Origin of the sequence: Streptomyces sp. NPDC008317, assembly GCF_042955955.1 — a bacterium.
In the GTDB taxonomy this organism is placed as follows: domain Bacteria; phylum Actinomycetota; class Actinomycetes; order Streptomycetales; family Streptomycetaceae; genus Actinacidiphila.
In genome coordinates, this window is sequence record NZ_JBIBFQ010000013.1 from 13,421 (window position 1) to 26,301 (window position 12,881).

The 12,881-nt window shown below is 69.5% G+C and carries 11 protein-coding genes; 4 read left to right on the plus strand and 7 right to left on the minus strand.

The window, feature by feature from the left end; genetic code table 11:
* Positions 1 to 26 precede the first annotated feature (26 nt).
* The 4 genes from ACFY9V_RS32340 to ACFY9V_RS32355 all read right to left on the minus strand — a co-directional run bounded on the left by ACFY9V_RS32340 (position 27) and on the right by ACFY9V_RS32355 (position 4,293).
* Positions 27 to 1,571 carry an SCO6880 family protein gene (locus tag ACFY9V_RS32340; RefSeq protein ID WP_188285554.1) on the minus strand — a complete coding sequence of 515 codons (1,545 nt, stop codon included), beginning with the start codon at positions 1,569 to 1,571 and terminating at the stop codon, positions 27 to 29.
* On the minus strand, positions 1,568 to 2,929 hold the full coding sequence (locus ACFY9V_RS32345) for a hypothetical protein (protein WP_391164017.1): 1,362 nt from the start codon (positions 2,927 to 2,929) through the stop codon (positions 1,568 to 1,570). The genes ACFY9V_RS32340 and ACFY9V_RS32345 overlap by 4 nt, the downstream gene beginning before the upstream one ends.
* Positions 2,919 to 3,779 (minus strand): hypothetical protein, encoded by an 861-nt coding sequence (locus tag ACFY9V_RS32350; protein ID WP_391164019.1) that lies wholly within the window; start codon positions 3,777 to 3,779, stop codon positions 2,919 to 2,921. Before ACFY9V_RS32350 ends, ACFY9V_RS32345 begins: the two co-directional genes overlap by 11 nt.
* A 205-nt stretch (positions 3,780 to 3,984) precedes the next feature.
* Positions 3,985 to 4,293: a hypothetical protein gene (locus ACFY9V_RS32355; RefSeq protein WP_093717809.1), complete on the minus strand. Its 309-nt coding sequence runs from the start codon at positions 4,291 to 4,293 to the stop codon at positions 3,985 to 3,987.
* A gap of 280 nt (positions 4,294 to 4,573) precedes the next feature.
* Between ACFY9V_RS32355 and ACFY9V_RS32360 the strand changes: the two genes are divergently transcribed.
* Positions 4,574 to 5,578, plus strand: a complete 1,005-nt coding sequence (locus tag ACFY9V_RS32360) for a bifunctional lytic transglycosylase/C40 family peptidase (protein ID WP_355341827.1) — start codon at positions 4,574 to 4,576, stop codon at positions 5,576 to 5,578.
* 259 nt (positions 5,579 to 5,837) lie between these two features.
* Complete coding sequence (locus ACFY9V_RS32365) at positions 5,838 to 6,548, plus strand: phosphatase PAP2 family protein (protein WP_391049765.1); 711 nt, start codon at positions 5,838 to 5,840, stop codon at positions 6,546 to 6,548.
* A gap of 28 nt (positions 6,549 to 6,576) precedes the next feature.
* Here the strand turns inward: ACFY9V_RS32365 and ACFY9V_RS32370 are convergent, their stop codons facing one another.
* The gene (locus tag ACFY9V_RS32370; protein WP_391164020.1) at positions 6,577 to 7,488 is read right to left on the minus strand and encodes a hypothetical protein; all 912 of its coding nucleotides are present in this window, start codon (positions 7,486 to 7,488) and stop codon (positions 6,577 to 6,579) included.
* A gap of 15 nt (positions 7,489 to 7,503) precedes the next feature.
* Positions 7,504 to 8,847 carry a putative T7SS-secreted protein gene (locus ACFY9V_RS32375; RefSeq protein ID WP_391164021.1) on the minus strand — a complete coding sequence of 448 codons (1,344 nt, stop codon included), beginning with the start codon at positions 8,845 to 8,847 and terminating at the stop codon, positions 7,504 to 7,506.
* 246 nt (positions 8,848 to 9,093) lie between these two features.
* On the opposite strand from ACFY9V_RS32375, the gene ACFY9V_RS32380 reads away from it, so the two are divergent.
* Positions 9,094 to 9,762, plus strand: a complete 669-nt coding sequence (locus ACFY9V_RS32380) for a hypothetical protein (RefSeq protein ID WP_391164022.1) — start codon at positions 9,094 to 9,096, stop codon at positions 9,760 to 9,762.
* Between the two features lie 8 nt (positions 9,763 to 9,770).
* Positions 9,771 to 10,769 carry a hypothetical protein gene (locus ACFY9V_RS32385; RefSeq protein WP_391049758.1) on the plus strand — a complete coding sequence of 333 codons (999 nt, stop codon included), beginning with the start codon at positions 9,771 to 9,773 and terminating at the stop codon, positions 10,767 to 10,769.
* Between the two features lie 44 nt (positions 10,770 to 10,813).
* Here ACFY9V_RS32385 and ACFY9V_RS32390 read toward each other — a convergent pair whose 3' ends face one another.
* Positions 10,814 to 12,382: an FAD-binding protein gene (locus tag ACFY9V_RS32390; protein WP_391164023.1), complete on the minus strand. Its 1,569-nt coding sequence runs from the start codon at positions 12,380 to 12,382 to the stop codon at positions 10,814 to 10,816.
* Positions 12,383 to 12,881 lie beyond the last annotated feature (499 nt).

Below are 12,881 nucleotides of genomic sequence, written 5' to 3' on the forward strand. Positions count from 1 at the left end.
GGCGGTGGCCTCCTCGTACGGGCGGACTAGCGGCGGATGCCGGTCGCGAACGGCAACGTATTAACGAATGCCCGGTGGTGCTCACGATCGCACCACTCAAGCTTCAAATACGACTTACCGGCGGAAGCGCGAATGGTGCGCTTGTCGCGCGCCAGCGCTTCCGGGGAGCGCGAGGACACCGTGATGTAGCCGACGAGGTTGACGCCGGCGGCGCCGCTCGCCAGGTCCTCGCCACGCTGGTCGATCCGCCCGTGGTGGGCGACGTCGCGCGGGTCCACGACCCGGTTCATCTTCGCGGCGCGGCTGGCGTCGGCGTCGTCGTTGGTCTTCTCGGTCAGCATCCGCTCGATGGCCACATCGGTGGGTTCGAGGTCCATGGTGACCGCGACCGTACGGATCACATCGGGGGTGTGCACCAGCAGCGGCGCCAGGAAGTTCACCCCGACCGGCGTCATGGGCCACTCCTTGACCCACGCGGTGGAGTGGTTCCAGGGTGCGCGGGTCGACGACTCACGGGTCTTGGCCTGCAAGTACGTCGGCTCGGTCGCGTCCAGCTCGGCCGGCCAGGCGTTGCGGCGGGTCATCGCCTGGATGTGGTCGATGGGGTGGTCCGGGTCGTACATCGAGTGCACCAGCGACGACAGCCTGGCCTGGCCCAGCGGCTGCCTGACGCGGATGTCGGCCTCGGCGAGACGGGCGCAGATGTCGTTGAGCTCACGGGCCATCACCGCGGCGAGTCCCGCGTCCTTGTCGACCTTCACGCCGCGGCCCGAGGTGGCGCGTGCCATCGCGTTGCCCTCGGCGGCCAATTCGCGCGTGAAGTGCATGCACGCCACCAGATACGCGCGGTGCTGCTCGGAGGAGGTCGACACCATGGACTGGAGCTGGTCGTAGGAGTCCTTGAGCCAGTTCTCTGCCGCCGGGTCGCCGCGCTGGGCGACGTCCTTGGCGTGGGCGTCAGGGTCGGCGGGCAGGGTGCGGGCGAGCATCTGAAGCCGGGTCACGAAGCCGTCGCCGTTGGCCACATGCTTCAGCAGGGTGCCGAACCGCTCGACCAGGGCTTCCTGGTCCTCGCTGTCGCGCAGCCCGACGCCGGGTCCCTCGATCTCGATGGCGGCCGTCACCGTACGCCGGTCGACGTGCAGCAGCACCGCGATCTCGTCGGGCCCGAACGGCGCCGCCAGCCAACTGATCCGCCCGATCCCCGGCGGCGGCCCGACCTCGACCTCGCGCCCGTCGAGCCCGATCCCGGCCTCCTCGATCCCCGACCGGTAGGTGGGAGAGACGCGCAGCGTACGGCGGAAGGTGCGGTTGATCTCGAACCAGCGGTAGAACGTGCGCCGCCGGTACGGCATGTACACCGCGGCCAGGGCCAGCATCGGCCAGCCGACCAGGCCGACGATGCGCAGCAGCAGCACCGGGACCAGCAGGCCGCACAGCATGCCGAGGCCCGCTCCGGCCACGATTAGCGCGATCTCGCCGGTCTCCCGGTTCTTGCCCACGATCGCGTTGGGCCGGGCCTTGCCGATCAGATACGTACGGCGCGGCTGGGTGAAGGGCTGGGTCGTCACCGGCGATCACCTCCCTGCGAATTGCCGTTGTTCGATCCTGAGCCCGAGCCTCTGCCGAAGTTCGAGCCGAAGTTTCCGCCCCCGAAGCCGTTGCCACCGGTACGTGAGCCACCGCCGGAGCCGCCGCTCCCGCCGGACGGTCCCGGATTGCCGGTACGGCTGCTGTGCGCGGCCACCCCGCCCGCCACCGGGTTCGACGGCTGCGAGCCGCCGCCCTGCGCCTGCTCCTGCGGGCCGCCGCGCGCGCTGTGCGTGTTGATGCCCTGCCGCACCAGCGCCGCGGGCGACGAGATCACCGCGGCGGCCTGGCTCTGGCCACTGGCCTTGCGGTTGTTCCGCAGATTCACCACGTCGTCGCCGAAGCCGGGCACGAAGCGGTAGATCATCGCGCTCGCGAAGATCGCCAGCAGGATGATCGACAGGCCGGACACCACCGCTGAGAACGCGTCAGGCCCGTCCTTGGACGACGACAACGCCCCGGCCAGACCCAGCACGATCACGATCACCGGCTTCACCAGGATCACCGCGATCATGATCCCGGCCCAGCGGCGCACGTGGCCCCACATGTTCTTGTCCACCAGACCCGCGTAGACCGCGGTGCCCAGCAGCGCCCCCACGTACAGCAGGGCCGCCCTGATCACCAGTTCGAGCCAGAGCACACCGGCGGCCAGGATCGACACCATCGACACCACGATCAGCATGATCGGGCCGCCGCCGATGTCCTTGCCCTTCGTCAGCGCCCCCGAGAACGACCCGAAGAACACATCCGTGTTCGACGACGTCCCCGACGAGATCACCTCCGTGACCGCGTCCGTCGCCGTCACCACCGTGTACAGCACCAGCGGAGTGAACGCCGACGCCAGCACCGTCAGCCACAGAAACCCGACGGCCTCCGTCAGCGCCTCCGTCAACGGCACCCCGCGCACTGCCCGCTTCGCCACCGCCAGCAGCCACAGCACCAGCGTCAGAATCGTCGACGCCGCGAACACCACCGCGTACTGCCGCAGAAACGCGGTGTTCGTGAAGTCGACCTGCGTCGTCTTCGTCACCGCCTGGGACAGCTTGTCGATCGTCCACGCGGCGGCGTCGGCGCAGCCCCGCCCGAGGGACGTGAGCGGGTCGAGCGTGGTGCTGGAATCGGTCCCGCCCTTGGTGGAGGTGGAGGGCGCGCCGTTCTCGCAGTACGACTTGGCCGGGCCGCGGATGAGCGCGCAGGGGTCTTTGGTCGCCGTACCCGAGCCCGGGGCCGTGGCCCTGGGCGAGGGATCGGCCAGCGCGCGCGTGGCGAGCAGCACCGCGGAGACCTGAACACTGCCCAGAACGGCGGCCAGGGTCAGGACACGACGACTACCGGGCATAGGTGAAGCCTCCGAACCCGTTCACTGCGTTGGTCATGTCCTGGGCCGACGAGGCGGCCTGGTCACGTCCTACCGGAGTGGGGCCGTCCTTCTGCTGGAAGGAGACGATCTTCCAGTCGTTGCCGACCCACTTCATCTCGAACGTGTTCGTGTACCAGCTCTCGGCGACCGGGTTGGTGGACCCCTCGCCTGCCAGACCGAACAGCGACGAGAACCAGACGCTCACGGTGGCCGTGTCCCCGCTGATCTTCTCCGCCTTGGCGCCGACCGGGTTGACCCGGGAGATGAACGTCATCCCGGCCGGTGCCGTGCCGTCGGGCTTGAGCCCTATCCGCTGGAGGAAGGCCGCGTCGGAGTAAACCTTGTCGAGATCGCTCTGCACCTTCGCGGCGGTGTCGGCCGCGTACACGGTGTCGACGATCTCGTGGCGGCGGGCGGCGGAGTACATGCCGTCGCCTCCGAGGAAGACGGCGTAGTTCGCCGCCGCCGACTGCGCCCCCTCCCCGCTGTGGGCGAAGCCGGAGGGGATGCCGCCGCTCTTGCCGGTGACCGGCTTCTGGCCGGAGGGGGCGGTCGGGGCGTCCGTGCCGGTCTTGCCACCGCCCCCGCCACCGCCGCTGGAGCCGGCGGTGGCGCCGGAACCGGCTGCCGTGCCGTTGTTGGCGGAGCCGGAGGAGGACGGGTGGGAGCCGCGGTTGGCGAAGGCCAGAGCCGCGACGAGGAGGGCGATGATGCTGACGACGGTGACCAGGGCGCGCCGGGGCTGGGGGCGGCGGGCACCGCCTCCGTGGCCGCCGTGGCCCTCCGGCATCCGGGTCCTGGTCGGGGGTCCGTCCTGGCCGAGGCTCATCGTGCCTTCGCCCCCTGGGGCGCCCGCGCCGCGGGCACGCCGGAGCGGCGTGTGGCACGGACGGCACCGCTGCTTGGTTGAGTGGGCATCAGCACGCAGCCTCAGGTGGGAAGGTGGAGCCTGGGACGGGCTCCAGGGACGTCGACGGAGAAGCGGATACGAAGTGGGACGGGCGGCTGTTTCCAGCGGGTCTCGGGTCTCGGGTCTAGACGGCCATCCCGTACACGATGGTGAACAGCGTGCCGAGTGATCCGATGATGAACACGCCGGTCAGCCCGGCGATGATCAATCCCTTGCCCTGCTCCGCGCTGAAGGTGTCGCGCAGCGCGGTCGCGCCGATCCTCTGTTTCGCCGCGCCCCAGATCGCGATGGCCAGGCACAGCAGGATCGCCACCGCCATGACCACTTCGATCATCACGCGTGCTTCATTGCCGAGGGACCCGAAGGGTCCCCAGTCCGGTGCGATGCCACCGATGATGGTGTTGATGTCGCCCTTAGCGGCTGCCACGAACATGTAACTCACCACCCCGCTCGATCAGTTGGCTCCCTCGCCGGGGCGCAAGGGTCCAGGGTCTATCTTGGCCGAGGATGACGCTGTTGCATGTCGACTCAACGACTTTCTCGGCGGATCGTCCGTGTGATCCGGCCCGTAGCCGTCAAAATAGTGCGCGGACCGGTGTTCGATAGGACGTAGACGACTACTCTGTGTATCACGAGCGTCACCGTAGGGCAACGATAGGAACGTACGAGACCGTACGAGTGCGTGTTCGGGAACCGAGAGGAAGGGTCGCCCTGTGGCGCGGAAGATCTGGCTCCCCGTCATTATCGGCTGTGGCCTGTGCTTTTCGTTCCTCGCGCTGCTCGTGGTGGGCACGTACTCGGCCGCGGCCGGGCTCGCGGGCGGTGGCGGCGGCGGGACGGTGACGCTCGCCAAGGGATCGGTTCCGGCCATATATCAGTCGCTCGTCCAGAAGTGGGGCAATCTCTGCCCCGCGCTCAACCCGGCACTGCTGGCCGCGCAGCTCTACCAGGAGAGCGGATGGAACCCGCGGGCGCAGAGTCCGGCCGCCGCGCAGGGCATCGCGCAGTTCATTCCGGGCACCTGGGCCACCCACGGCATCGACGCCAACGGTGACGGCAAGGCGGACGTCTGGGACCCGGAGGACGCGATCCCGTCGGCCGCCTCGTACGACTGCGAGTTGGCGTCGTACGTGAAGAACGTGCCGGGCGACCGGACGGCGAACATGCTGGCGTCGTACAACGCGGGCGCGTACGCGGTGATAACGGCGGGCGGTGTCCCGCCGTACGCGGAGACCCAGAACTACGTGAAGATCATCACCAGCCTGTCGAAGAGCTTCGCCGCGCCGGTCGGCCGGGTCGCGCCGTCGCAGCAGGCGGCCGGGGCGATCTACTACGCGCAGCAGCGGCTCGGCACCGACTATCTGTGGGGCGGTGAGGGTACGGCGGCGCAGGGCGGGCGGTTCGACTGCTCGGGGCTGACGCAGGCCGCGTACCACTCGGTGGGGATCGAACTGCCGCGCGTCGCCAACGACCAGTGGAACGCCGGGGCGCACCCGTCGCGGGCCGAACTCCTCCCCGGCGACCTCGTCTTCTTCGCCACCGACCTGACCGACCCGCGCACCATCCACCACGTCGGGATCTACGTCGGCGGCGGCTACATGATCGACGCGCCGCACACCGGGGCCAAGATCCGCTTCGACCCGATCGGCTCGGCGGACTACATCGGGGCGACCCGCGTCACGCGTGACGGTGCGGCGGCGCTGCCGACGGCTCTGTAAGTGCACGCCGCCCGACGCGGCTTTCGTGTCAGCTCTGCGTAAGGCTCTGGCCTGTGCGCCGGGCCGCAAATGGGCCAGATCGTCCTCTCCGGTCACCCTTGGATAACGGCATGGTGATCTTCTGGCGAAGACCGGAACGCTACGTAGCGTGTCGGTCGTTGTACGGGGGAGAATGGCGCGGGACGCAAGCGACGGGGGTTGCAGACGAGCCGAGCCGTACAGGCACAGTCAGTGAGTTGCTAGGTAAGGGGCACCACCCATGGCAGCGGTCGCCAATGACAGCGTGAACCCCGACATCAGCCTGCTCCGCGACATCAACGACCTGGCCAAGCACGCCCCGCGCGGTGTCGACCGGGCCGTGGAGTTCATCGGCGAGTACGGGCTGATCGGCCTCACCGTACTGCTGGCCGCCCTGTGCTGGTGGCGCGTCGCCCGCCGCGCCCCGGTCCCGGACGCCCCGGCCGCCGTCGCCGGTGTGCTGTGGTCCGGCCTCGCCGCCGGCATCGCCCTGCTGCTCAACATCCCGATCCGCGCCCTGGTCCAGCGGCCAAGACCCTTCGTGGACCACGACGGGATCGACGTCCTGGTCCACGGCAAGACCGACTACTCCTTCGTGAGCGACCACGCCACGCTGACCGCCGCCATGGCCGTCGCCCTCTTCATGGTCAGCCGCAAGGTCGGCACCGTCGCCATACTGCTCGCCCTCGGCGAGGGCTTCTGCCGCGTCTACATGGGTGTCCATTACCCCACGGACGTCATCGGCGGCTTCGCCCTCGGCGCCGCCACGGCCCTCCTCCTCGCCCCCCTCGCCCTGGCCCTCCTCACCTCACTCACCACCGCGGTCTCCCACTCCCGCGCGGCCTCCCTCATCCACTCCCGCCACCGCCTCGCCACCACCACCCCCGCACCCCCGCGCCGCGGCCAGCACTACCCCCACCAAAGCGCCCACGACAAGGACCTCGCCGCCTGACGCTCCCTCACGCGCCCCGGGCACGTCGTCACATGTCGTCGGGGTGAGGAGCGGCCGGGGAGCCGTCGTCGGTCATGCACACCGAGACGGACTGCCCCGTCCGGTGTGAAGAACGCCACAGCTCCGCCTGGACGAGACCGCTCGGCAGCCGGGTGAAGACCCGGGGAAGGCCGGCGTCGACCTTGAAGCGCTTGGCCGTCTCGGTCACCTGTGCGCGCTGGCCGTCGGTGAGATCGGCCTCGGTGATGACACGCGAGGCGCCGTTGACGGCGTTCACCAGGAGCTTGGCCTGGCTCGTGGCCTTCGCGTTCAGCCGTATCCACGAACCGTCGGTGAACGTGAGACGCAGATCGGGATGGGCGCCCGAATACGGCATGACCTCGGCGTGCGTGATCGTGGAACGCGGCGTCGACCAGAGGACTTCGGCCTCGTTCGGGCTCTTCGGCCCGTAACCGACGACGTACACGCTCCGGTCGGTGACCGCGAGGTCCGTGGCGAGGAGGGCCACGCCCGCGCGGCGCGGCACCCGGTCGGGGTCCAGCTCCCATGGCGCGTTCCGTGCGAGCGCGCCACGCTCGGCCCACATGACGGGGAAGTCCTCGACCTCGTTCTCCGGGTCCTGCGATTCGCGCGGCCCCTGCGGCTCGCGCCCACCGCCCACCCCTGACGGCCCGCCCAGATTGACGATCGCTCCGACCACCGCGGGAACCCACCGCAGCATTCCGTTCACCGCGCGCTGCTCGCGCTGCTCCGAGGCGTCGAGCACCGCGAACTCCGGCCGCGCCGGCCAGGCCTCGTCGGCCTGCAACTCCGCTTCGATGTCGCGCCTGTCAGTGCCGCGAAACGACCGTCGCCCCTCCACGAGGCGGGACACACCCGTCGCGAATTCGATCGGCCATCGGATCTGGAGCACCTCACCGGGCGCCGGCTGCCATGTCATTCCCTGTGCCCAACCTCAGTGGTCGCTCGCGGACTGATGAAAGCGGTCCCCCAGGTGTACAGCCTCGCCGATGTGCTGCGGTATGGACCACACCTTCGGCGCGAGCTTGAGCCCGGCGTCGATGTTGCGGCCGAGGCCGGTCAACGGATCGACGGCGAGTCGGCTCTCCTTGGCGATGAGGTTCCATCCCTTCGTACCGATGAGCTGGCCCTTGGCGATGTTGTTCTCCGCCACCATGGCCAGGCGCCCCTTCATCCCGGTCGCGCTGATCCCCTCCACGCTCTTCTTCCCCCACAGGGCGATGTTCTTGAACTTGACGCCTCCGGAGACGACTTCGTCCGCCTTCCCCACCCAGTTGATCCCCTCCGTGGCGCCCTTCGTGATCGCCGAACCCACCTTGTAGGCCCTGCCGAGCTGAACTGCCCGTTCCGCGGCTGTCACCCCCTTCACGGCCGTCGACGCGCCCTTGGTGAACGCGGTGAGTCCCGGAACGGAGCCGAGCGCGTCGAAGCCGATACTCAGCCAACTCACGTCCGCGCCCGCCAATTTGGCGATCAAGTGTGTGGCCAGCGCCAAGGCGCTCGTGGCCACCGCCAGCCCGGCGAAGATCGCGCCGATGGGCTCGAAGGGCAGCGTCAGGATCGCCAGCATTCCGAGGATGCCGCTGAGGTCGCTGAGCAGGTCGCCGATGAGTTTGATGAGATCGGCGTGGTCCTTGACCCACTGGACGGTGTCGTTCCAGGCGTCCTCGACGCCGTGGGCCAGGCGGCTGAACAGGCCCGGTTTGTCCGGGGCGATGTCGCCGGCCTTGTCGAGGTCGTGGCTGATGGAGGTGGCGGCGGTGGTGAAGCGGTTGTGGAGTTCTTCGGCGCGGTGGCGTACGCCGTCGAGGGCGTTGGTGGCGTCGGTGACGGCTTGTTGGGCTTTGGCGTCCTTGCCGAGTTGGGCGGGGGTGGCGAAGGCGGGCCGGTCGCCTGGGGGGTGGGGTGGGTCGGCGGCGGACTTCGCGTGGTCGAGGGAGCCCTGTTTGGTGGCGGCTTCCTTTTCGAGGGCGTCGGCCTCGGCCTGGAAACCGTGGAGTTGGTCGGCCCAGCGGGACAGGGCGCTGGAGGCGCGGCCGAAGGAGTCGTGCGCCTTCTTGATCAGGGGCGCGATGTCGCTGTCGATGTGGGAGACGAAGGCCGTGGCGGCCTCGCCCTTCCAGTAGCCGCAGTCGAGCCGGTCCAGCTCGGTGACGGTCGCCGTCAACTCTCCGTGTAGATCGCCCAGTTGGCGCGCCAGGGCGCGCGTCCTGTCCACGTCCCCCGGCGTCGGGTCGAATCCGAGCAGCGGGAACTTCCCCGCCCGCGCGTCCCCCATCGAACCCACCCTCCCCGCCCCGCCCGAAGCTCTGGTGTTCGAGTGATCGACGCTATACGTACGGTGATTGACGTGACAAGTGGGGCCCCTGGGGTGGGCGCGATTCCGGGAGTGAAGGGTGTGTGAAGTGTGCTGCGAACCGGTACCGATCACGGGAGGGCCCTACAGCCCCACGACGCGCGCCGGTAATGTCAAGGGCTACGCGCAACTGACTCGGTAACTGGACGACTCACGGGGGATCTCATCGTGACCCGCTCATCCCTGCCCATCGCCGTCGCCCTCGCAGCGTCGGCGGGCCTGCTGCTGACCGCTTGCGGTGGGGGTGGGTCGGACAGCTCGGACAAGATTCAGCCGTCGGGGACGGTGACGACGGCGGCGCCTACGGCGACGACGGCTTCGCCTACGCAGGCGGCGGGAGACGGCGTCAATCGGCCGTCGACAGAGTTGCCGAAGGACCTGACGATGGCATTCGAGTGGCCCAAGACCGGTGACGCGACGAAGGACGCGGTCCTGAACGACGGCGAGCAGTATCTGAGGGCCCTCAAGCGTGCGAGCGCCAGGGACGATCTCAAGGACCCCGCTTACCAGTTCTACTCGCGCAACGCCGCCCTGACCTACGCCCATGACCAGATCAAGGCGAATGTCGACGGCGGATTCGCGCCCACCGGTGAGGACCACTACTACAGCGCCAAGGTCAGCATCGTGCGGTCCGGATCCGCGACGCTGAGTTTCTGCCGGGATCAGAGCAAGGTGTTCAGCAAGAAGGTGAAGACCGGTGAGGTGCTTCGCAGCGCGCCCAACGACGACAGCTTCATTCTGTACAACCTTCTCCTGACCAAGGACGCCGCCTCGAACGGCGTTTGGCAGTCCTCGCAGATTACCGTGATCGAGGGGGCGAAGCAGTGCCGAAGGTAACGCATTCGATGGTGAGCGCCGCAATGGTCGCGGCCGCGTCTCTCGCCCTGCTGCTGCCGTCGATCGCCCCTGCGTCGGCGAACGAGACGCCCGGACAGGGGACGAAAGTCGAGCATCAGGGCCGGACTCTGGACGCCAGTGCCTTCCAGGTCAAGTACGAGCCGGCGAATCCGCCGGCGGGGCATCCCGTGGTCGCGGCGAGCGGATGGACCCCGCCCCCCTGCTGGATGGCACCTGTGGCCACACCGGACCAGTTGAAGAAGGAACGGGAGGCCACGTGGGCGTTGGAATCCACGGGGTACGAGTGGGACGCGGCGGAGCGGGCGTACTACGTCGAGGGACATCCGCACAAGGATTTTGAGATCGCGAACGCGGACAAGGGCTTTTGGTGGAACGGACAGCCCAATCCCAACAGGATCGCTGATCCCGCGTCACTGTCCTGCGATAAAGAGCGTGATGATTGGGTCTTGGATGGCGATGCTCCGCCCACCGGCCCGGCGGTGACGCCCCAGATGCTCGCGGAATCGGCCTACGATCGAATCCGTATCCCGGACAAGGTGGTGACCTTGTCGCCGGACGCGCAGCATACGCAGACGGTGAACTTCAACATCTGGGCGTGGCTGGCAAGCGCGGACATTCCGCCAGTCTCCGTCACCGCGCGCTTGAACTCACTCGGGATCTGGGCGACTGTCACAGCGAAGCCTGCCGGGCTGCATCTCGATGCCGGGACACCGGATGCGAAGTATTTCCCATCCTCAGGCGATTGCCCTTTGAACGGTGACGGTTCGGTCGGCAAGGCATATCAAACCGGCTACGGGAATGCCGAGCCGCCCTGCGGGCTGACGTACCGGAGGTCGTCGGGGCAGGGAACGTTCACCCTGACCGCCACCATCACTTGGGCGATCACGTGGACTGGGAGCGGAGGCACAGGCGGGACCTTGGCCCCCGGTGTCTTCGACCTGCCGCAGGACGTCACCGTGCAGGAGATTCAGGCTGTCAACCGCTGAATCGCGGTGGGTCGCTTCACCTTTGCTCGGGTTTCCCCCGGGGGCTAGAGGGCCTGGGGGAAGGTGAAGAGGCGGTGGGGGTCTAGGTGGGATTTGAGGGTGGTGAGGCGGGGGGCGTTGGGGCCGTAGTAGGCGGTGCGCCAGGTGGGGAGGGTGGGGTCGGCGTAGTTCTGGTACGCGGCGCCCGAGGCGTAGGGGGACATGGCTTTGTGGGTGGTGTCGAGCCAGCCGGTGGTGGAGAGGGCGTCCGAGGCCAGGTATTGGGTGAGGACGCGTGAGGTGCGGTGGCAGAAGGCGGTGTCCGTGGGGGACGGGCGGTTGACCGCGCCGCCGAGGGCGGTGAGGGCGATGCTGCCGGCGCCGTCGCCGGACCGGGCGGAGAGCCGCTCGACGGCCGAGAGCAGCGTGGAGATGCCCGCGTCCGGCAGGTCCTTGTCGTAGAAGTCGGAGCGCGCGGTGTAGGTCTCCCGGTGCAGGTGCCCGGTGGGGGTCAGACGGCACTGGGCGGCGGACAGACCGGCGCAGCCCGCGTACGAGAAGGTCGCGTCGAGGTAGCTGTGCGGGCGCAGCGAGACGGTGCTGGCGTCGGCGCCGATGGCGGCGGCGAGCCGGTCGGTGGCGGCGGCGAGGTCGTCGCGGGAGCCGGTGGAGAGCATCGGGACGGCCACGGTGGGGGAGCCGCCGGCGTCGCAGTCGAGGTGCAGGGCGGACCAGATGTGGTCCGGCTGGTCGGGGCCCCAGCGCTGCCAGGCGCGGATCACGGCGGCGGCCCGGCTCCACGGCCAGGTGAGGTAGCCGGTGACGACGCCGTCGGGCATCGGGTGGGTGGCGAAGCGCAGTGACGTGACGACGCCGAACTGGCCGTTGCCCGCGCCGCGCAGCGCCCAGAACAGCTCGGGCTGGGAGTCGGCGGAGCAGTCGAGGATCCGGCCGTCGGCGGTCACGATGGTGGTGCCGACGAGGCTGTCGCAGGTCAGGCCCATGGAGCGGCTCATGACGCCGTGGCCGCCGCCGAGCGCGAGTCCTGAGACGCCGACGGTCGGGCAGGACCCGGCCGGGATCGTCCGGCCCCGCTTGCCGAGCGCGGAGTAGACGTCGATGAGCTTGGCGCCCGCGCCGACCGTGGCGGTGGTGCCGTCGAGGCGGATCGAGTTGAGCCGGGAGACGTCGATGACCAGGCGGCCGTCGCCGCTCGACCAGCCCGCGTAGGAGTGGCCGCCGCTGCGGATGGCCAGCGGGGTGGCGGTGCGGCGGGCGAAGTCCAGGCAGGCGCGGATGTCGGAGGTGCCGGTGACGTACGCGATGCCCGCCGGACGCAGGCCGTCGAAGCGGGTGTTGTACAGGATCCGGTCGGCGGCGTACGCGCTGTCGTCCGGGCGTACGAGGCCGCCGTCCAGGGACGTGGCGAGGGCCGGCCAGTCGGGTTTGACGGGGGGCGCGGTGGTGGCCGCGGTCGGCGTGGCGGAACCGCCGGAGGACGACGGGGGCGCGGACGTACCGCCCTTGGCGTCGTCGCCGCTGTCGGGTCCGCAGCCGGTCAGCCAGGCGGCGGCCAGTACGGCCCCGCCCGCCTTGAGCGCGGTCCTGCGCTCGACCCGGTCGCCCTTGTCCATACGGTCACCCCGGTCACTTCGGTCCTCCGGGTCCGTCAGGACCGCAGGCTCCACACGACTCACTTGCCCCACCGCCTTCGCCTATCCGTAGACGTGCGAATCATGAGCCCGGTTGCGGAGCGCGAGGCGCGGGGCGAGAAGACTACAGCGGGGCGGGAACGGTACGGCGGGGTGAGCACAGTACGGCGGGGCGGGGACGGTACGGCCGGGTGAGCGCAGTACAGCCGGGCGTGACCGGCGCGACCGGCGCGAAGGGCGGGAACGCGGCGCGCGTCAGCCGGAGATGTGCTCCTCCGCATCGCGTCTCGCGCGGTCCCTGGCCCGCCGGGCCGGACCCTTCCAGCCACACGAGCAGCGGGCGACGGCGAAGGAGCCGCGCTCGACGATCGACGTCCGGTGGCCACCGTCCGGAGCGTCGGCCGGAGTTCCCGATGGAGTTCCGGCTGAAGCTGTGACGGAGGCCCTGGCGGAATCCTGCTCGGCACGCAAGTTGAGCACG

Coding starts and splice junctions, on each gene's coding strand:
- ACFY9V_RS32345 (WP_391164017.1), bottom strand. CDS start 2,929: ATGCCCGGTAGTCGTCGTGTCCTGACCCTGGCCGCCGTTCTGGGCAGT.
- ACFY9V_RS32350 (WP_391164019.1), bottom strand. CDS start 3,779: ATGAGCCTCGGCCAGGACGGACCCCCGACCAGGACCCGGATGCCGGAG.
- ACFY9V_RS32355 (WP_093717809.1), bottom strand. CDS start 4,293: ATGTTCGTGGCAGCCGCTAAGGGCGACATCAACACCATCATCGGTGGC.
- ACFY9V_RS32365 (WP_391049765.1), top strand. CDS start 5,838: ATGGCAGCGGTCGCCAATGACAGCGTGAACCCCGACATCAGCCTGCTC.
- ACFY9V_RS32370 (WP_391164020.1), bottom strand. CDS start 7,488: ATGACATGGCAGCCGGCGCCCGGTGAGGTGCTCCAGATCCGATGGCCG.
- ACFY9V_RS32375 (WP_391164021.1), bottom strand. CDS start 8,847: ATGGGGGACGCGCGGGCGGGGAAGTTCCCGCTGCTCGGATTCGACCCG.
- ACFY9V_RS32385 (WP_391049758.1), top strand. CDS start 9,771: ATGGTGAGCGCCGCAATGGTCGCGGCCGCGTCTCTCGCCCTGCTGCTG.
- ACFY9V_RS32390 (WP_391164023.1), bottom strand. CDS start 12,382: ATGGACAAGGGCGACCGGGTCGAGCGCAGGACCGCGCTCAAGGCGGGC.